The organism is Neisseria sicca, from assembly GCF_014054945.1.
Classification (GTDB): domain Bacteria; phylum Pseudomonadota; class Gammaproteobacteria; order Burkholderiales; family Neisseriaceae; genus Neisseria; species Neisseria sicca.
This window is the reverse complement of the sequence record NZ_CP059566.1, coordinates 1,107,598-1,124,807: the sequence shown is the minus strand read 5'-3', so window position 1 is coordinate 1,124,807 and position 17,210 is coordinate 1,107,598. Positions and strand designations below refer to the sequence as shown.

Annotated in this window: 21 protein-coding genes; 9 read left to right on the top strand and 12 right to left on the bottom strand. The window is 50.9% G+C overall.

The annotated features are described in order from the left end of the window. Positions 1 to 22 precede the first annotated feature (22 nt). The 3 genes from H3L95_RS05535 (at position 23) to H3L95_RS05525 (ending at position 1,106) form a co-directional block, all read left to right on the top strand. A complete protein-coding gene (locus H3L95_RS05535; RefSeq protein WP_009311404.1) occupies positions 23 to 298 on the top strand; it encodes a type B 50S ribosomal protein L31 in 276 nt (91 codons plus the stop codon). Continuing rightward, complete coding sequence (gene ykgO, locus H3L95_RS05530) at positions 298 to 423, top strand: type B 50S ribosomal protein L36 (RefSeq protein WP_003685279.1); 126 nt, start codon at positions 298 to 300, stop codon at positions 421 to 423. The genes H3L95_RS05535 and ykgO overlap by 1 nt, the downstream gene beginning before the upstream one ends. A 272-nt stretch (positions 424 to 695) precedes the next feature. Beyond that, positions 696 to 1,106, top strand: coding sequence for an MliC family protein (locus H3L95_RS05525; RefSeq protein ID WP_003761628.1), 411 nt, complete (start codon positions 696 to 698; stop codon positions 1,104 to 1,106). Positions 1,107 to 1,367: 261 nt separating this feature from the next. Here H3L95_RS05525 and H3L95_RS05520 read toward each other — a convergent pair. The 8 genes from H3L95_RS05520 to H3L95_RS05480 form a co-directional block, all read right to left on the bottom strand. Continuing rightward, positions 1,368 to 2,215, bottom strand: a protein-coding gene (locus tag H3L95_RS05520) for an IS630 family transposase (RefSeq protein ID WP_182096230.1) whose coding sequence is annotated in 2 segments (ribosomal slippage) — positions 1,368 to 1,900 and positions 1,900 to 2,215 — 849 coding nt in all. Because the reading frame shifts where the segments join, the coding sequence is not laid out codon by codon here. A gap of 92 nt (positions 2,216 to 2,307) precedes the next feature. Beyond that, positions 2,308 to 3,576, bottom strand: coding sequence for a DUF945 family protein (locus H3L95_RS05515; RefSeq protein ID WP_003758655.1), 1,269 nt, complete (start codon positions 3,574 to 3,576; stop codon positions 2,308 to 2,310). Between the two features lie 247 nt (positions 3,577 to 3,823). Beyond that, positions 3,824 to 4,018: a YbdD/YjiX family protein gene (locus H3L95_RS05510; protein WP_003744600.1), complete on the bottom strand. Its 195-nt coding sequence runs from the start codon at positions 4,016 to 4,018 to the stop codon at positions 3,824 to 3,826. Then, positions 4,008 to 6,089, bottom strand: coding sequence for a carbon starvation CstA family protein (locus H3L95_RS05505; protein ID WP_003758652.1), 2,082 nt, complete (start codon positions 6,087 to 6,089; stop codon positions 4,008 to 4,010). Before H3L95_RS05505 ends, H3L95_RS05510 begins: the two co-directional genes overlap by 11 nt. Before the next feature lie 490 nt (positions 6,090 to 6,579). Then, entirely contained in the window at positions 6,580 to 6,927 is a 348-nt protein-coding gene (locus H3L95_RS05495; RefSeq protein ID WP_182096229.1) for a hypothetical protein, read from the bottom strand. A gap of 6 nt (positions 6,928 to 6,933) precedes the next feature. Continuing rightward, on the bottom strand, positions 6,934 to 7,365 hold the full coding sequence (gene nusB / locus H3L95_RS05490) for a transcription antitermination factor NusB (RefSeq protein ID WP_003758641.1): 432 nt from the start codon (positions 7,363 to 7,365) through the stop codon (positions 6,934 to 6,936). A 145-nt stretch (positions 7,366 to 7,510) separates the two neighbouring features. After that, complete coding sequence (ribH, locus tag H3L95_RS05485) at positions 7,511 to 7,990, bottom strand: 6,7-dimethyl-8-ribityllumazine synthase (RefSeq protein ID WP_003758639.1); 480 nt, start codon at positions 7,988 to 7,990, stop codon at positions 7,511 to 7,513. 75 nt (positions 7,991 to 8,065) lie between these two features. Beyond that, the gene (locus tag H3L95_RS05480; protein WP_003765484.1) at positions 8,066 to 8,389 is read right to left on the bottom strand and encodes a DUF2185 domain-containing protein; all 324 of its coding nucleotides are present in this window, start codon (positions 8,387 to 8,389) and stop codon (positions 8,066 to 8,068) included. Between the two features lie 270 nt (positions 8,390 to 8,659). Between H3L95_RS05480 and rnc the strand changes: the two genes are divergently transcribed. Together rnc and era are read left to right on the top strand one after the other, a co-directional pair. After that, positions 8,660 to 9,379 carry a ribonuclease III gene (gene rnc / locus H3L95_RS05475; protein ID WP_003758637.1) on the top strand — a complete coding sequence of 240 codons (720 nt, stop codon included), beginning with the start codon at positions 8,660 to 8,662 and terminating at the stop codon, positions 9,377 to 9,379. A 175-nt stretch (positions 9,380 to 9,554) separates the two neighbouring features. Further along, entirely contained in the window at positions 9,555 to 10,481 is a 927-nt protein-coding gene (era, locus tag H3L95_RS05470; protein WP_040668556.1) for a GTPase Era, read from the top strand. A gap of 89 nt (positions 10,482 to 10,570) precedes the next feature. Here the strand turns inward: era and H3L95_RS05465 are convergent, their stop codons facing one another. After that, positions 10,571 to 11,926, bottom strand: a complete 1,356-nt coding sequence (locus tag H3L95_RS05465; protein WP_003758627.1) for a PFL family protein — start codon at positions 11,924 to 11,926, stop codon at positions 10,571 to 10,573. Positions 11,927 to 11,940: 14 nt separating this feature from the next. Continuing rightward, on the bottom strand, positions 11,941 to 12,213 hold the full coding sequence (locus H3L95_RS05460) for an ACT domain-containing protein (RefSeq protein WP_003758625.1): 273 nt from the start codon (positions 12,211 to 12,213) through the stop codon (positions 11,941 to 11,943). Between the two features lie 291 nt (positions 12,214 to 12,504). On the opposite strand from H3L95_RS05460, the gene grxD reads away from it, so the two are divergent. Next, complete coding sequence (gene grxD, locus H3L95_RS05455; RefSeq protein ID WP_003758621.1) at positions 12,505 to 12,816, top strand: Grx4 family monothiol glutaredoxin; 312 nt, start codon at positions 12,505 to 12,507, stop codon at positions 12,814 to 12,816. 83 nt (positions 12,817 to 12,899) lie between these two features. On the opposite strand, the gene recA is transcribed toward grxD, so the two are convergent. Further along, a complete protein-coding gene (gene recA, locus H3L95_RS05450) occupies positions 12,900 to 13,946 on the bottom strand; it encodes a recombinase RecA (RefSeq protein WP_003758619.1) in 1,047 nt (348 codons plus the stop codon). Positions 13,947 to 14,208: 262 nt separating this feature from the next. Beyond that, positions 14,209 to 14,559 carry a RidA family protein gene (locus tag H3L95_RS05445; RefSeq protein ID WP_040668569.1) on the bottom strand — a complete coding sequence of 117 codons (351 nt, stop codon included), beginning with the start codon at positions 14,557 to 14,559 and terminating at the stop codon, positions 14,209 to 14,211. Positions 14,560 to 14,796: 237 nt separating this feature from the next. Between H3L95_RS05445 and ybaK the strand changes: the two genes are divergently transcribed. The 3 genes from ybaK (at position 14,797) to H3L95_RS05430 (ending at position 17,102) form a co-directional block, all read left to right on the top strand. Then, a complete protein-coding gene (ybaK, locus tag H3L95_RS05440; protein WP_003758611.1) occupies positions 14,797 to 15,279 on the top strand; it encodes a Cys-tRNA(Pro) deacylase in 483 nt (160 codons plus the stop codon). A 175-nt stretch (positions 15,280 to 15,454) separates the two neighbouring features. Then, entirely contained in the window at positions 15,455 to 16,066 is a 612-nt protein-coding gene (locus H3L95_RS05435) for a DnaJ domain-containing protein (RefSeq protein ID WP_003758609.1), read from the top strand. 160 nt (positions 16,067 to 16,226) lie between these two features. Continuing rightward, on the top strand, positions 16,227 to 17,102 hold the full coding sequence (locus H3L95_RS05430) for a DMT family transporter (protein ID WP_003758605.1): 876 nt from the start codon (positions 16,227 to 16,229) through the stop codon (positions 17,100 to 17,102). Positions 17,103 to 17,210: the final 108 nt, after the last annotated feature.

Here is a 17,210-nt window from a genome sequence, read left to right as displayed (position 1 = left end):
CATAACATTTATCGGAGGAATGATGAAAGCGAATATCCACCCTGAAAATTACCGTACTGTGCTTTTTTACGACAGTGGTGCCAATGAAGGCTGGCTGATCCGTTCTTGTGCGGATACACACGGCAAAACGATGGTTTGGAACGATGGTAAAGAATATCCCTTATTTTCTTTGGATACGTCTTCTGCCTCGCATCCCGTCTATACGGGCAAACAGCGCAATGTGAATACCGAAGGCCGCGCCAGCAAGTTCAACCAAAGGTTCCAATCTATGATTTCGTCTTTTAGAAAGGATAAATAATGCAGGTTTTGTCTTCATTGAAAACGGCGAAAAAGCGCCATCGCGATTGTCAAATCGTTCGACGCAAAGGTAAAGTTTACGTCATCTGTAAAAGCAATCCCCGCTTCAAAGCCCGTCAGCGGTAATGTTTTCATATTTTGTAATGCTCTCAATGGATTGCCGCTCGCGATGATTTTCGCGGGCGGTTTTTTTGTTTTCAGACGACCTCGGACGGGCGGGTAAGTGTGAAGCAATGGTTGAGGGAAGTTTTAATGTTTGCGAAAAAACTACGGAGCTTTGGAAAAAGCTACATTCGGGGGCGTGCAGGTAAATTAGGGTAAGCTCCCTTGCTAGACTATAAGGATGTTTATAACATGGAACGACTGTTATGCAGTTCCACATTTTCAGGAGTATTAATATGAAACTTAAAGCTGTATTGGCCGTAGCGGCTGTTTTGTCCTTGGGTGCTTGTGCTGCCCCTGATTATGATGATAATGATGCTCCTCGCCACGAGCACCGTCATGACCATGGAGATCGCAACTATGATGATCGTGGTCAGTCTAGCGACCGCCGTTCGCCCCAATCTTTTGAGTGTGAAAACGGTTTGTCTGTGACTGTACGCAATCTGGACACCAACCGCGTCGAGTTGAGCCTGGATGACAAACGCGCTGTCTTGTCTTCTGCGGTTTCCGGTTCCGGCGAGCGTTATGTTTCCAACCGCGGTCTGTTCGGTAAAGGTGCAGAATGGCATCAAAAAGGCAGCCAAGCCTTCTTCAGCTTCGTTGATCCTTATGGCAACAAAGTAGACACTTCTTGCAATCAGCGTTAATGACTGCGTGAATTGTTAGGGGATGGCGGGTTTGCGATGCCTATCTCCGTGAAACCAAAAAGGTCGTCTGAAAATTTCAGACGACCTTTTGCTATGGGTAAATGCGAAACCTGTCGGTATAGTGGATTAACTTTAAACCAGTACGGCGTTGCCTCGCCTTAGCTCAAAGAGAACGATTCTCTAAGGTGCTGAAGCACCAAGTGAATCGGTTCCGTACTATCTGTACTGTCTGCGGCTTCGTCGCCTTGTCCTGATTTATAGTCAATTAAATTTAAAATAGGACAGTAGCGCATCGTCAAATCGGGCGTAATCAGACAATATGGTTCGCAGATACCGCTTAATATTCGCCCACACCTTCTCAATCGGGTTGAGCTCAGGTGAATAAGGTGCAAGAGGCAATACCTTATGTCCCCATTTTTCCGCCATTTCCCGTAAGACACCCATACGGTGAAATCGTGCATTATCTAAAATAATCACCGATTTTTGAGTCAATGCGGGCAGTAGGCATTGCTGAAACCACGCTTCAAAAAAAACTCCGGTCATCGTATCTTGATAAACCATCGGAGCAATCAGCCGGTTGCCGACTTGTGCGGACACCAGAGATAAGCGTCGGTATCTTTTTCCACTTATCTGCGCTTTCACTATTTGCCCTTTCGGGCTGCGGGCATAGGGACGGAACAGGTAGCGGTCAAATCCTGTTTCATCCAAATAAACGCGTTGGTAGTCGGAAAATTCGGCCAGCTGTGTCAAATAATGCGTTACTTTGGCCGGATCTTGTTCTTTGTAAGTGGTGGTCTTTTTTTGCGCGTCATCCCCATCTGTTTGAGTGCATAGCAAACGGCGGCTGGCGTACAATCAAAATGTTTGGCGATTTCATGCAGATAGGCATCCGGGTGTTGCCCAACATATTGAGCCAGTTTTTGCCTATCCAATTTGACGGCATTTAGACCGGTAACTTGATGTTTTAGGCTGCCTGTTTGCTTTTTAAGGCGAATCCACAGGTAAAGCGTGTTTCTTGACAAGTTAAACGTTACTGCGGTTTGGCTGATATTTTTGCATTGTTCGTAATAGTTTAAAGCTTTGTTTCTTAAGTCCGCAGAGTATGCCATGGTTAGACCTTCAAAGTTGAGTATTGTACCATTTTGTTTTTAATTGACTATAAATTTAATCCGCTATATTTTCCAACAGGTTTGCCGGCGGATTATTGGCTGCGTTTGATAATCAGCTTGTCTTCGGTGACTTCGGCATTGAGTGCGGTTGCCATTTCTTTGACGACGTTGTCCAAATCGCTTTCTTTGATATTGGGATCGTATTGAGAAGCCAGTTTGAGCACTTCTCTGATGAAGTTTTTATCGACCTCCGCGTTGATGTTGTATTTCAGCTTACTGAGGAGGTCTTGTTGAAGCTGCTCGTCGTTTTTATATTCGATAGGCGGAATGGAGGCGTCTGCATCGGCTTTGACCGCGCTGTTGTTCAAGTAGATTTGATTGCCTTTTGAGTCGAATTTGATGCCGGTTTTTAAAAAGGTTTTTACGGCTTCCATCAGTTCTTTTTGTGTGTCGGGACTGTTCATATCGACGCACTCTTTACCTTGACGGTCGAAGAATTTATTGATGCGGTCGATACCTTCGCCATTGATATCGCGGAGGTTGAAGTTGTAATGGATGCGGTCGAATTTGATGTTGTTGATGCGGAAGTTTTCGACTTCGCTTTGTCCTTCCATAGCGTATTTGTTGTCTTTTGCAGACTGTTTGCTTCCTGCTTTGATTTTGTCGACAGCGAAATCAAAGGTTTGGTTGCCCATTTTGAATGCGGCAGAGTCTACGGTGAAGAGGGATGTGCCGTTGCGCAATGCAGTGGTGTCACCTTTTTCCATATCGGCCTGATATTTAACGTTTTTCAAGCTAAATTGGTATCCCGGGCTTTCAGGTTTGTCAGGGTGTGAGGCAGTCATGCCGGGCCATTCGAAATTGAAATTATCGAGATGGTACTGATGGTTGGATTTGTGGCCTTTGACAGCCAAAGTCGCCGTTTCCCATTTGACTTCGTCGGAATCGATGTTTAATGAGCCTGCCAGTGCGGTCAGTTTGCCCTCTAATTCACCACCCCAAGAAAGCACGGTATTGCCGTCCAACCGGAATATTTCTTTATTGTCATCTCCAATCAGATAGAGTTTGGTTTGGATGGTGTAGCCGTTCAGACCGCGGGTAATGATGTCCTCACCTCGTATTGAGAATTTTGTGTCCTGATGGCACAAGTCGGGCGTGATGTCGCCCCTCCATGAAGCTTTACCCGAAGTGAGGCCCATGTCGAATTTATCCAGAGTGATTTTCAGGCGTTTGTCGGCATCGGGATTGTTTTGGAAATAGTATTCCTGTTTCAATTTGTTGTCGGCATAAATGCCGCCGCCAACGGTTGCTCCTCCCAGTGCGGCGATGCCGACTAATGTTGCAATGATGCTTTTCTTCATGTCTTGTCCTTAAGCAGGTGGTAAAAATGTAATGGATGGATTGGAATCGGGTAGATTCAAATCAGCTTGGCGGCAAGATAGGGCAGTTTCCTGTCGAGCTCAAACTGCGACGTTGCCGGGTTGCGCCTTGGCGGAAATTGGATCAACTGACGGTATTTGCCTATGCCGATTTTAAAAATGCCAATATTGTAATATAAAAAGGTCGTCTGAAAACTTTCAGACGACCTTTTTTCAACCGTTCAAGCGATTAACAACATCTTCCACCGTTTGCACCGCAGCGGCGTTTGCGGCAGTAGTCTTGAAATTGCAGCTCGGTCATGACGGGGGCGTTGGGATTATGTTTGCGCTGTTGGGCAACGTAGTTTTCATAATCGGGCACGCCTGCCATGAGATTGGCGGTAAGTTTGGCGGTTTTCCACCAAGCGGCGAGTTTACGCTTCACCTTGTGCCTCCGGTTGTTTGCCGTCGCGGTACACTGCCGGAATTTCTTTGGCGGTCGGCCAGCCGACTTTGCGTGCTTTCATGGCAGTACGCACGCCGTAGATGGCAACGATGACGACGACGGAGAGGAACAATGCGGTCAAGCCGGCATTGATTTTGTCGTTGAAGATGATTTGCGCCATTTCGCCGATGTCTTTAGCGGGTGCGAGGACTTCGTTTTTAGCCAATGCGTCGCTGTATTTGCCGGCATGGGCGAGGAAGCTGACGCGCGGGTCGCTGTGGAACAGTTTTTGCAGACCGGCGTAGCAGGTTACAAACAGTACGCCGACGGCGGGAACGAGTGCCACCCAGACATAACGGTCGCGTTTCATCTTAATCAGCACAACGGCACACATAATCAAGGCTACGCCTGCCAGCATTTGGTTGGCGATGCCGAACAAAGGCCAGAGCGAGTTGATGCCGCCCAGCGGGTCGGTCACGCCGGTGTAGAGGAAGTAGCCCCACAATGCCACGGCGAAGAAGGTCGCAATCAGGTTGGCAGGGATGGAGTCGGTGTTGCCGAAAGGTTTGTAGAAGATACTGCCCAAGTCTTGAATCATGAAACGTGCGACGCGCGTACCGGCATCGACGGCGGTCAGGATGAACAAGGCTTCAAACAACAGGGCAAAGTGATACCAGAATGCCATCATGGCTTCGCCCGGAATCAGGCGGCTCATGATGTGTGCCATACCGACTGCGAGGGTTGGCGCACCGCCCGCACGGGAAAGGATGGTGTTTTCGCCCACTTCCTTAGCGGTGTGCAACAGGGTTGCGGCATCAACGGGGAATTGCAGCTTGGTGGTAATCACTTCGGCGGCGGTATTGGCATCTGTACCAATCAGGGCGGCGGGGCTGTTCATAGCGAAGTACACGCCGGGATCAAGCGATGACGCGGCAGCCAAGGCCATAATCGCCACGAAGCTTTCCATAATCATACCGCCGTAACCGATCATGCGGACGTGGGTTTCGTTTTCCAGCATTTTCGGCGTGGTACCGGAAGAAATCAGCGCGTGGAAGCCTGAAACCGCACCACAGGCGATGGTAATGAATAGGAACGGGAACAATGCGCCTGAGAATACCGGACCGGAACCGTCGATAAAGTGGGTTACGGCAGGCATTTGCAGCGCAGGGCTGACGATAAGGATACCGATGGCGAGGGCGACAATCGTACCGATTTTCAGAAAGGTAGAGAGATAGTCGCGCGGAGTCAGCAGCAGCCATACCGGCAATACCGATGCTACGAAACCGTAAATCATAATCGCCCAAGTGAGCTGGATGCCGTCAAGGTCAAACCAATGACCGATGGAGCTGTGTGCCACATTGTCGCCGTAAATCACCGCCAGCATCAGCAGGATAAAGCCGACGATGGAAATCTCGCCGATTTTGCCCGGACGGATATAGCGGGTGTAAATACCCATAAACAGTGCAATCGGCATGGTAGCGGCAATCGTAAACGTACCCCAAGGGCTGTGAACCAGTGCTTTCACCACAATCAGCGCCAACACCGCCATGATGATGACCATAATCATCAAAATACCGATGGACGCGATCACGCCGGGGACGGTGCCGAGTTCTTGTTTTACGATATCGCCCAAAGACTTACCGTCGCGGCGCATGGAGACGAACAAGACCATCATGTCTTGTACTGCACCGGCAAACACTACGCCGAAGATAATCCACAGCGTACCCGGCAGATAACCCATTTGCGCAGCCAGCACGGGACCGACCAAGGGACCTGCGCCCGCAATCGCGGCAAAGTGGTGTCCGAACAATACGCCTTTGTGTGTCGGCACATAGTCCAAACCGTCATTGTGCCGCTCGGCGGGCGTGAGGCGGTTCGGATCAAGCTGCATCACATATTTGGCGATGTAGAGACTGTAAAAACGGTAAGCGATGCAGTACACCGACACGGCGGCGGTGACCATCCATACCGCGCTGACCTGCTCGCCCCGACTGATGGCCAAAGTGGTAAAGGACGCTACGCCGACCAAAACCACAATGCCCCAAATAAGGAACGTTTTGAGCGATTTCATTGTTTAATCCTTAAAATACAAGAGTGAGAATATTCGGGTTCTTATTGTTGCGGGGGGACAAACTGCATCCCGAAGCATTTATGGAAGAAAAAAATGAAGCGATGATGGTGCGGGAACCCTGGCTTGAGATAATTAATAAACAAGGGAACCAAAACCCTAGAATGTTAACTATCATCAAGCCTAGCGTAAGGTTAACACAATCCGATAACGTGCGGGCTAGATTTAACTCAAGCAATCGTCATTCATTACGATATAGTGGATTAACTTTAAACCAGTACGGCGTTGCCTCGCCTTGCCGTACTATCTGTACTGTCTGCGGCTTCGTTGCCTTGTCCTGATTTAAATTTAATCCACTATATTACCGCTTATTTTTTGACAGATTCTTTACACAATATCCTGACGAAGAGAAAGGTCGTCTGAAAACCGATTTTGGGTTTTCAGACGACCTTTTGTATGGAAGAGCGAAAGCAGTGAAGGGGTTGCTTCCGGTTTACGGTTGATGTCGTTTTCTGTCGGCATGTTCCTTGAGGGTGGCACACATGCCGGCAGTGTTGCCGCCGTTCATGAGCATGACCGGTTCGCCGTTGAGGGCATAGCCGCCGCTGCCGTCATCGGAGATGACTGTTTTGTTGTCATCCAGTTTTAGGCTGTTTGGTGTTTTTTGCCAGCGGCCGTTTTTGACCTCGTTTTGCACAGCCATGCAATAGCTGCCATTTGCCAGGATACCGACAAGCTGCGAATCCATGGTCATGTAAACGCCGGGAGGCGGGGTTTTGGCAAATGCCTGTGTCGACAACATCAGAGCGGCGGCGGTTAGAAGTTGGAGGGAAGTTTTCATATTAAATTACGCGTTGCCGCGTTTCGGGTCGTTCGGGCGCAGTTGGGCGGCGAGTTTGTCGAGGATGCCGTTGACGAATTTGTGTCCGTCAGTACCGCCGAAGGTTTTGGTCACTTCAATGGCTTCGTTGATGATGACGGGGTAGGGGGTTTCGGGCATCGCGCTCAATTCGTGGCATGCCATCAGCAGGACGGCGCGTTCGATGGGGCTGAGGTCTTTTTCGTCGCGGTCAAGCAGGGGGCGGATTTGTTGGATGTATTCGGCTGCATGGGTGTGTGTGCCGAAGAAGAGTTTGTTGAACAGCTCTTCGTCCGCTTTGGCGAAGTCGGGCTGGTCTTGGATGTTTTTAGCGATTTCGGGGGCGGCGGTGTTGTTGATGCCGGCTTGGTAGAGGGCTTGTACGGCTAACTCGCGGGCGCGGCGGCGTGGGGTTTTCATGGGGATTCCTTCGTTGGCGGCACGGTGGGTGCGGTAATGAATGTTTCAGACGACCTCTGTCGGATGACGGGTCGTCTGAAAACGGTTTGTCCGACAGACGGGGCGAAACCGGAATGCGGTAAAGCTACGGGTTTCGCGTTCGGGCTTATTCTTCTTCGTCGTCAAACTGCTCTTCGATCAGATAGTTGACGAGGTTGGCGCATTCGACAGCGACTTTGGCGGCGTCGGCGGCTTTTTCTTCAATGCGCGCGACGGCTTGTTCGTCGTTTTCGGTGGTCAGGATGGCGTTGGCGATGGGGATGTTGTAGTCGAGTCCGACACGGGTTACGCCTGAACCGGATTCGTTGGAAACGAGTTCGAAGTGGTAGGTTTCGCCACGGATGACGACGCCGATGGCAATCAGTGCGTCATATTGCTCGGAGGCTGCCATGTTTTGCAGGACGAGCGGTACTTCGAGCGCGCCGGGTACGGTGGCGACGGTGATGTTGTTGTCGGCTACGCCCAATTCTTGCAGGGTGCGGCAGCAGACTTTGAGCATTTCGCTGCCGATTTCGTTGGTAAAGCGGGCTTGTACGATGCCGATGCGCAGGTGTGCGCCGTCGAGGTTCGGGGCGATGATGTTCATGGTGTTTCCTTGTATTTTGAGCGGTAAACGGGTTTTCAGACGACGTGAGGCTTTTCTGAAAACGATATTGGGGATTTATTCCTGCGGCTGCCAGTCGGCAACGGCTTGAAACTCGCCGTCTTCGCCGATTTCCCATGCGCTGCCTTCGGGTTGGGTTATCAGCGCGGCGATGGCGGGATTGGACTGGGTGATTTCGGAAAGGCTGACGACGCTGAAATTGTCGGGATCGTCGGTGTATTCGTCGGTTTCGTCGCCGCTGAAGAAGCGCCAGCCGCTGTCGTTTTCGAAAACGGGGGCTTCGCGGTAGAGGAAGCCGACGGGTTCGCCTTGTTTGGCTACCGTATTGGTCACGATGCAGCGGTCGAGGGCGGCTGAGAGGGCTTGGGCAAATTTATTCATTGCGGTGTGTGCATGCCGTAAAAATTGTGCGGATTTTATCATGATTAGGGCTGGCTCTGCACCGTGTATCTTTATATTTGCCGCTTATGGTTTGATGGTACAATGCTGGTCGTCTGAAACGGGCTGAGCTGTGTTTCAGACGACTGTTGCAGCCCTAAAGTGTTTCCGTATTTGCATGAAGTGCCGAAACGCATTCGGGTTGGTTTGGGAGGCTGAATTTTTGCCGCCTCCCGCCGATATTCCGAAGCAAGAAGAAAGACAAACGTCCTCATGAAAACAGATGTGTTAAAACAGCAGGCGCATGCCGCCATTCAGAATAAACTGGGTTACCATTTCAAAGATACCGCGCTTTTGCAGCAGGCGCTGACCCACCGCAGCTACCATGCGAAAAACAACGAGCGTTTCGAGTTCGTTGGCGATTCGATTTTGAACTACACCGTCGCCAAAATGTTGTTTGACGCGTTCCCCAAGCTGACCGAAGGCGAGTTGTCGCGTTTGCGCGCGAGCTTGGTCAATGAAGGCGTGTTGGCGGAAATCGCTTTGGAAATGAATGTCGGTGACGGGCTTTATTTGGGCGCGGGCGAGTTGAAAAGCGGCGGATTCAGACGACCCTCCATCCTTGCCGATGCTATGGAAGCGATGTTTGCCGCCGTCAGCTTTGATGCGGATTTCGCCGAGGCGGAGAAAGTGGTGCGGCACTTGTTCGCCGAACGCGTCAAACGTGCCGATTTCAAAACGCAGGGCAAAGACAACAAAACCGCCCTGCAAGAAGCCCTCCAAGCCCGCCGCCTTGCCTTGCCCAAATACCGCATCGAGGAACAAATCGGTCATGCCAATGACAGTATGTTCCTGATTTCATGCGACTTGGGCGAACTCGGTTTTATCTGCAAAGCACAAGGCAGCAGCCGCAAAGTTGCCGAGCAGCAAGCTGCCAAAGAAGCGCTGCAATGGCTCGAGCAACACCACCCTTTGAAAAAAGCGAAAAAATAGCCGATTTATTTTTCAGACGACCTAGGGTCTGACGACATTCAATAGTTTCCATGTTTTTTTATCGCCAAAGCGGCATCTTCCGCTTTGCGAACAAAAATCCACTTGGACAATTAAATCTCGACAGCCCCTATGACAAGACAAAAAGGTCGTCTGAAACGTCAAACAGAAAGCCATCATGGACATCGAAACCTTCCTGCAAAACGAATCCAGCCACCCCGCCGACTACCGCTGCGGCTTCGTCGCTATTGTCGGCCGCCCCAACGTCGGCAAGTCCACGCTGATGAACCACCTCATCGGGCAAAAAATCAGCATCACCAGTAAAAAAGCCCAAACCACGCGCAACCGCGTTACCGGCATTTACACCGACGACACCGCCCAATTCGTTTTCGTCGATACCCCCGGTTTCCAAACCAAACACCGCAACGCCCTGAACGACCGCCTCAATCAAAACGTCACCGAAGCGTTGAGCGGCGTCGATGCCGTTGTTTTCGTCGTCGAAGCCATGCGTTTTACCGATGCCGACCGTATCGTGATGAAACAACTGCCGACAAACACGCCCGTCATCCTCGTTATTAACAAAATCGACAAAAACAAAGCGGGCAGCAGCGGTTTGCAGGAATTTATCGACCAAATCAGCGCAGAATTCAAATTTGCAGGACATGAAACCGTCAGCGCCAAACACGGATTGGGCATCGCCAACCTGCTCGCGCGCCTCAGACCTTACCTGCCCCAAAGCGTGCCGATGTATCCGGAAGAAATGGTGACCGACCGTTCCAGCCGTTTCCTCGCCACCGAAATCGTGCGCGAAAAACTGTTCCGTTACCTCGGCGAAGAGCTGCCCTACGCCATGAATGTGGAAATCGAACAATTCGAAGAAGAGGAAAACGGACTCTACCGAATCTACATCGCCGTATTGGTCGATAAAGACAGCCAAAAAGCCATCCTGATCGGCAAAGGCGGGGAAAAACTGAAAAAAATCTCCACCGAAGCCCGTCTCGATATGGAAAAACTGTTTGATACTAAAGTGTTTTTAAAGGTTTGGGTCAAGGTCAAATCAGGCTGGGCGGACGACGTGCGCTTCCTCAGGGAATTGGGTTTGTAGGTTGTCTGAAAATACAGTCTCAAATAAACAAAGGTCGTCTGAAAACAAGCATTGCAAGTTTTCAGACGACCTTTTTCATGGTCAAGCCATTAGTTCTTCATCGACTGCACCGGCGCGGGAATTCTGCCGCCCCGGTTGACGAACACTTCGCACGAACCTTCTTTAACCGGCATCACGGGCGCGTAGCCCAACAGGCCGCCGAATTCGACGTTGTCGCCGACGGTTTTGCCCGTTACCGGAATGATGCGCACGGCGGTGGTTTTGCTGTTGATCATGCCGATGGCGGCTTCGTCGGCGATGATGCCGGAAATCGTGTGCGCGGGCGTGTCGCCGGGAACGGCAATCATGTCCAGACCGACCGAGCAGACGGCGGTCATCGCTTCGAGTTTGTCCAGCGTCAGCACGCCTGCTTCGGCGGAGGCAATCATGCCTTCGTCTTCGGAAACGGGGATAAACGCGCCGCTCAAACCGCCGACCGCGCTGGAAGCCATCATGCCGCCTTTTTTCACGGCATCGTTCAGCAATGCCAAGGCAGCCGTCGTGCCGTGCGTACCGCAAACGCTTAAACCCATTTCTTCAAGGATACGTGCCACCGAGTCGCCGACGGCGGGGGTCGGTGCCAGCGACAAATCGAGAATACCGAACGGGATGCCCAGTATTTTCGAGGCTTCGCGGCCGATGAGTTCGCCCACGCGGGTGATTTTGAAGGCGGTTTTCTTCACGACTTCAGCGACTTCGGTCAGGCTGACTGCGTCCGAATTTTCCAGCGCGGCTTTGACCACGCCCGGCCCCGATACGCCGACGTTGATAACGGCGTCCGCTTCGCCCGACCCGTGAAACGCGCCCGCCATAAACGGATTGTCTTCCACCGCATTGCAGAACACGACGATTTTAGCGCAGCCGAAACCTTCGGGCGTGATTTCAGCCGTGCGTTTGATGGTTTCGCCCGCCAGTCTGACCGCATCCATATTGATGCCCGCGCGCGTGCTGCCGATATTGATGGAGCTGCACACAATGTCAGTGGTCTTCATCGCTTCGGGAATGGAGCGGATTAACACCTCGTCTGAAGGCGACATGCCTTTTTGCACCAGCGCGGAAAAGCCGCCGATAAAAGACACGCCGATGGCTTTGGCTGCCTTGTCCAAAGTCTGCGCCACGCTGACGTAAGAATCGGCTTTGGTTGCCGCCGCGATTTGGGCAATCGGCGTGACGGAAATACGCTGATTCACAATCGGCACGCCGTATTTGGCGGAAAGGTGTTTCGCAGTAGCGACCAAATCTTTGCCGACAGTGGTGATTTTGTTGTAAATGTTTTGGTTCAACACGTCGATGTCGGTGCTGATACAGTCGTGCAAATCAATGCCTATGGTAATGGTGCGGACGTCGAAATGCTGGTCGGCAACCATTTTGACGGTTTCTAAAATTTCGCCGGATTGGATACTCATCACATTCCTCCGACTCAAATGCGATGCATGGCTTGGAAAATTTCTTCGTTTTGCATACGGATATCGAGCGCGAGTTTTTTGCTCTCTTCCGCAAACAAATCCAGCATTTCTTGCCGCGATTTGGGGCATTTTGAGGTATCCACCAAGATAATCATGGTGAAGAAATCGTCCATCAGCTGCTGGCTGATATTGAGGATGTTGATTCGGTTTTCCGCCAAAATTCTGGAAACGTCGTACACGATGCCGACGCGGTCTTTGCCGATCACGGTGATGACTGAATTGTTCATAAGTCAGGGTCCTTGTAGGGGTCATCTGAAAAATCTGGTTCGGGAATTATAGCACCGCTTTAAAATAAGATGGCTTGGATTGTTGACAATTTTTAGGTTCTGTCGGTTGGGGCGGCTGCGTATTGAATAGGATGGGCTGAGGATGATCGGCAGGTTTGCGATTTGGGGATTTTGGGTAAACCGATATTAATTTGTTCAAATATCCATGCAAACAGGCGTACCCAAACACGTCAATTTGCGTATAATGGCGCAAATTCCGATTAACCGATTCATGTAAATAAGGATTAAACCATGACATCTATCCACGACCAAATCAAAGAAGTTGTTACCACCCACCGCGTTGTTTTGTTTATGAAGGGTACGAAGCAGTTTCCGCAATGCGGCTTCTCTTCACGCGCCGTACAAATCCTCAGCGCCGCAGGCTGCACTGATTACGTTACCGTGAATGTTTTGGAAAACGATGCTGTCCGCCAAGGTATCAAAGAATACAGCGATTGGCCGACCATCCCGCAACTCTACGTAAACGGAGAGTTTGTCGGCGGTTCCGATATTTTGATGGAAATGTATGAAGCAGGTGAGCTGCAAGAATTGCTGAAAGCTTGATTTGCCCGATACGGAATCATGAAGAGGTCGTCTGAAATATTTCAGACGACCTCTTTTCATTTTAACCAAGACTCAAGAGGGGTTTATTCCTCGGGACGTTCGCCGTCGGTGTCGTCCAGTTTGCCTTCGGTGATATCGATGTTGATGCCCACGGCGGCACGGATTTTGGCGTCGATTTCGTTGGCGATTTCGGGGTTTTCTTTCAACCATACGCGGACGTTGTCTTTGCCTTGTCCGATTTTGGCGCCGTTGTAGCTGTACCATGCGCCTGATTTTTCAACGATGTCGTATTTGACACCGAGGTCGATCAGTTCGCCTTCCCAGCTTACGCCTTCGCCGTACAGGATATCGAATTCGGCTTGGCGGAACGGAGGGGCGACTTTGTTTTTGATGACTTTGACTTTGGTTTCGTTGCCGATGACGTCGTCGCCTTTTTTGATTTGTCCGGTTCGGCGGATGTCGAGGCGGACGGAGGCGTAGAATTTGAGGGCGTTACCGCCGGTGGTGGTTTCGGGACTGCCGAACATCACGCCGATTTTCATACGGATTTGGTTGATGAAGACGACCAGTGTGTTGGTGCGTTTGATGTGGCCGGTCAGTTTGCGCAGGGCTTGGCTCATCAGGCGGGCTTGCAGGCCGACGTGGCTGTCGCCCATTTCGCCTTCGATTTCGGCTTTGGGTACGAGGGCGGCTACGGAGTCGACAACGACCATGTCCACGCCGCCGGAACGTACCAGCGTGTCGCAGATTTCCAGAGCCTGCTCGCCGGTATCGGGTTGGGAGAGGTAGAGTTCCTCTACTTTAACGCCGAGTTTGCGGGCGTAAACGGGGTCGAAGGCGTGTTCGGCGTCGATAAAGGCGCAGATACCGCCGTTTTTTTGGCATTGGGCGATGGCTTCGAGACAGAGCGTGGTTTTACCGGATGATTCGGGGCCGAAGATTTCGACGACGCGGCCGCGCGGCAGACCGCCGACGCCGAGCGCCAAGTCCACACCGAGCGAGCCGGTGGAGATGACGTCAAGGTTTTCTTCTTGCTGGCTGCCGTCCATTTTCATGATGGAACCTTTGCCGAAGTTTTTTTCAATTTGGGCAAGGGCGGCGGCTAGGGCTTTGCTTTTTTCGTCTGACATAGTGTTGTTCTCGTTTGATGTTGATGAAGTTAGCTAAGAATTTGTTTAGCTATTATCTCATAAATTAAGAAAAAGTATAGTTTATTTCGATTTTATTTTGACGTGCAGGCGGGCTTACTTGAAAAATTTTAAATAACTATTTGTTTCTAATAAAATTAAATGTTTTCTAATTTTTGAGCGTATCGGTGTTGCAGATTTTATTTGTTACAGAGGTCGTCTGAAAAATCGACTGTGGTTTTCAGACGACCCTTGTCCAATCCAATTACTTGCACACGGCGGATACTTTGATTTCGACCGCCCATTCCGGTTTGGCGAGTTTGGCTTCGATACAGGCGCGGGCAGGGGTGCGGCCGAGGGCTGTCCAGGCATCCCAGGCTTCGTTCATGGCGGCGTAGTCGTTCATATCGGTCAGGAAGATGGTGGCTTCGAGGATGTGTGCTTTGTCGGAGCCGCATTCTTCAAGCCAGCGGTCGATTTGTGCCAAGACGTTTTCGGTCTGGGCTTTGGCATCGGCTTCGGGATTTTCGGGAACCATGCCTGAGAGGAAGACGAATCCTCCGGCGCAGACGGCTTCGGAGTAGCGTTCGGTGGTACCGAGGTATCGGATATTCATTTGATATTCCTTGAGGTTGGGCGCACGGGGCATTCTGTCCTGTTGTCGGATTTCAGTTTGCCTGATGGGGTCAGAACGAGACGGCGGATGTTGGGCAGGGGCTTATGGTAACATTCAGCTTGATTGTCTGCCACAGCAGGCGGGCGGTTTTGTTGTTTTTGAAAAGATGCGGAAACTATTTTTACGCGTCATTGTCATATTAATTTTAGGTCGTCTGAATATTATTGGAACTGCATCATGAGCAAAAATACCGATTATCCGGTTACTCCTGCCGTCCGTTTCTTGCGTACACATCAAATTGATTTTGAGCCTTATATTTATGTTTATGAAGAACACGGCGGGACAGGGCAGTTTGCACAGTTGTTCGGCGTGGACGAGCATCAGGTAGTCAAAACCATCGTGCTGCAAAACGAAGCGAAGAAAGGGCTGGTCGTCGTGATGCACGGCGACAAGCAGATTTCCACCCGCAATCTGGCTCGCGATTTGGGCATGAAACACATCGAGCCTGCCGATCCGAAACAGGCAAACAAATGGACGGGCTATCTGGTGGGTGGGACGACGCCTTTCGGTATGAAAACCCGGTTGCCTGTTTATGTTGAAAAAAGTATTTGGGATTTGGAGAAAGTTTATATCAACGGCGGCAAGCGCGGATTTATCATCGGTGTCAGTCCGCAGGCTTTGCGGACTTTGAATCCGCAGGATGTACAGGTCGCCGTCTAAAGGGATGCAAAACGGTTTTTAAGTCGGGAAACGCAGATTCGGGCAAATTTGAAGGTTTTATAAAAAGAACACAATGCCTGATTTTATATCTGTTTTCATTCTGTCAAACAGCCTGTTGCCATGATTTCACGGTATCGGGCTTTGGCAAACACAAACCAAAGAGGCACACCCTAATATGGAAAACCGTAATTTTTATGAAATTCTCGGCATTTCGGCGGATGCGGACATTGCAGAAATCAGAAAAGCCTATCGCGATTCGGCAATGAAATACCATCCCGATCGTAATCCCGGCAATCCCGAAGCGGAAGAGCGTTTTAAGGAAATCCGTCAGGCTTACGATACGCTGGTCGATCCCGAACGTCGGGCATGGTACGACGAGTCGCTCCGTGAATTCAGCGGTAGAAGCGGGCAGACCGCCAGCCAGCAGACCGGTAGCGAACATACGGCGGAAGCGCCGCGCCAAGACGGCGACCGGACTTATGTGATGGCGATGTATGCCTTGTTTGCCTTGGCATTTGCGACCTTCGTGATGCCTGTAGCCGGCATTGTTTTGGCGTATGTAAAACGTGGCGATATGGGAGACTCGGTTTATAATAACCACGCAGACTATCTGATTAAAACCTTCTGGGGCGGTCTGGCGGGGTTTGTTTTGAGTAAAATCACCGCGTTTATCGGCATCGGCTCTGTGTTGCTGTTTTTGGTATCGGTTTGGTTTGCTTACCGTCTGGCGGCAGGTTTCGTCAGACTGACGGATAACAAGCGTATGTCTTTGGATACTTGGTTCTAAGCGCAACCGCCCGCCTTGTTTTCAGACGACCTTCGCATCTCGGGGTCGTCTGAAATTTTTGTATGGGTCGTTTGCGGGAAACTAAATATCAAAACAGGACACCAACAAGGTCGTCTGAAAATTTGTCCACGCATCCGACACATTCAATCAAAGGAAAAACATGATTTATTTATTAGCAAGCATACTGTGCAGCGTGTCTGTGTCGGTATTGCTCAAATTGGCGCGTAAGAACAAAATCGACGTCGCGCAGGCGGTGGCGGTGAACTACATCGTCGCAGTGGCGTTGACGGCTTGGGTGTTGAAACCCGATTTGAGCAATCCGAAAGCCTTTTTGCCGACTTGGTGGCTGTTCGGCGCGCTGGGTGTGCTGCTGCCTTCGGTGTTTGTGATTATGGGCAAGGCGGTCGATGCTGCGGGTATCGTCAAGTCTGATGCGGCGCAACGTTTGTCTTTGATATTGCCGATTATTTCCGCGTTCGTCATTTTTGGCGAAGCCTTGACCGAAGGCAGGCTGATAGGCATCGTTTTGGCGTTTGTGGCTTTGTTCTGCCTGTTGTGGAAAGCCGACGGCGGCAAGAAATCGGGCGGATTGGGTACGCAAATCATGCTGCTCGCGGGCGTTTGGGCGGGCTACGGCATCATCGACATCCTCTTCAAACAGCTTGCCAAAAGTGGTACGGCGTTTTCCGGCAACCTTTTGGTCGCCTTCAGCCTCGCCGGTATTTTGATGTTCGGCTACCTTTTCTCCCAATCGACCAAATGGACGAAAGAAGGCATTATCGGCGGCATCGTTTTGGGCGGTTTGAACTTCGCCAACATCGTTACCTACATCACCGCCCACCAAATGATGAAAGACAACCCGGCGCTGGTCTTCGCAGGCATGAACATCGGCGTCATCGTCTTGGGTACACTGGTCGGCGCGATGGCGTTTAAAGAGAAAATCAGCAGCATCAACGCCGCAGGCATCAGCGTCGCCGTCTGCGCCATCGCCTGTTTATTTTACTGGCCGCAGATACGGGGGCTGGTCGGGATGTAAGCATGTAAAAGGTCGTCTGAAAAAGGTTTCAGACGACCTTTTACCTTTCGGGTGGGAGTGTTTTTTCTGCTTTGATAACAACGGCGCATTTGCAGCTAGACAACCCAT